The 1,866-nt window shown below is 62.3% G+C and carries 1 protein-coding gene; it reads right to left on the minus strand.

The window, feature by feature from the left end:
- Positions 1–1,866: DUF5801 repeats-in-toxin domain-containing protein (locus PA6_RS22165; RefSeq protein ID WP_043217394.1), on the minus strand; the 1,866-nt coding region annotated here is incomplete at both ends.

Genomic DNA, 1,866 nt, shown 5'->3' on the forward strand with positions numbered 1-1,866 from the left:
ACCCGGACCATCGGCGCCGTGGTTGGCGGTGGCCGAGAAGGCACCGCTGAAATTGCTGCTGGCCGAGTCGAAGTTGATCCCGATCGTCTCGGCATCCTGGGTGTTGAGGGCGACGGGCTGCTGGCCACTGAGCACCGCATCGACGCGCGGAATGTCGTCTTCGACGTGGATCAGGAAGTTGCCAACCAGAGTCAGCGGGTCGCTACCGTCATTGGCCTGCAGAATGCTGGTGAAGTCCAGGGTCAGCAGCTGATCGTCGTCACTGCCGTCCGCCGGATGATCCAGCGATTGCTCCAGATCGAAGGTGTAGCTGCCGTCATCTCCCACCTGCAGGGTGAAGACAACCGGCCCAGCGGGCCCAGCAGTCGCAGTCAGGGTGTTGCCCAGCACGCTGTAGACCAGCGCCACACCACCGGAAGAAGCCGGAGTGATGCCACTGGTGTCGCTGGACAGGGTGAAGTGCGACCCGGCATCGGGGCCGACCACCAGCTCGGCCACGCTGCCGCTGACGGAATCGGTCACCGAGTCCAGATCATCGATGCCATCGGGCAGATTGTCCTCGTCGACAAAGCCTTCCACAGGACCGGTATCTTCCACGTGGATGGTCAGCGTTGCGGTGGACGGGTCGCCGTCATTGTCGACGATGACGTAATCGAAGCTCTCCGTCTTGTCGCCATCGAGATTGGCCGGAGCCTGGTAGCTCCAGGCGCCGGTCTGGAAGTTGAAGCTCAGCTTGCCACCGGCAAGGGTGAGCACGTTGCTCAGCTGCTCATCGCCATCCAGCACGCCATCCCAGGTGTAGGTAACACCATCGATCTCGATGGACAGGATACGACCGGGGCCATCCGCGCCGTAGGCATCGTCATCGCCGCCGCCCACAGCATTGTCACTGCCCTGCAGGACATTGCCGGTGACCAGGCCACCGGTGACCTGGTCCACCAGGGTATCAACCAGATCATCGAAGTCGTCGACACGCAGCGGGTCGTTGTTCGGCCCGGCGTCCAGATCCACGTCTTCCAGGCGCTCATCGGTAATGCCATTACCGATGCCGATAGTGGTCACGTTGATGCCGTTGCTGTCGACGAAGTTGTCCCAGGCAGTCGCCGTGCTGTCGGCCAGCGAATTACCGCCGGTGCCCGTCTGCTGGTTGGGGTTGCCATCGCTGATGAACACCACCTGGTTGTTCCAGCCCGGCAGCGGCGTGAACGTATCCATGGTCTCTTCGATGGCATCGGTGAAATCGGTGCCATTGCCAATGGAGTCGGGCCGCACGCCCCCCGGCTCGGACGGATTGAGGGCGTTGATCTGGGCCGTGAAGGCGGCGACGCTGTCAAACGGCCCGAAGGACAGTGCACTCTCCGAGAACACCACCAGTTGAACCTGAACCGCTCCGGTCGCCGTGTTGAACAGCTCTTGCCCAGCCGTGCGCACGGCATCCAGCATCTGATTCAGCTCGCTGTCGCTGATGCTGCCGCTGAAGTCCAGCACGAACACCAGGTTGACGTCCTGGGTCTGGCCGGACAGTACGGTGGCATGGTCGTCCTGGGCCACCGGCGTATCATCGTCGACATTCACGGTCAGCGACCCGGTGGCGGTATCACCATCCTTGTCGGTGACCTGGTAGGTCAGAGTGAACGGCTGGTTATTCTCCAGATCGGCATTGGCATGCTGGATGGGCGCATTCTGGGTGACGGTGTAGGCACCGGTCGCAGTGTTCAGCGTCAGTGTCAGCACCGTAGTGCCGCCCTGCTTGACCAGCAGTTGCGAGCCGTCCGGGCTAGCCTGGTAGGTGAAACCACCCGGTGCGCCGGAATCCAGCCATTTCACCGTACCGGCACCGTCAGCGCCGAAGTTGTGGTTGAGATT

It is taken from the genome of Aquipseudomonas alcaligenes NBRC 14159 (genome assembly GCF_000467105.1).
GTDB lineage: Bacteria > Pseudomonadota > Gammaproteobacteria > Pseudomonadales > Pseudomonadaceae > Aquipseudomonas > Aquipseudomonas alcaligenes.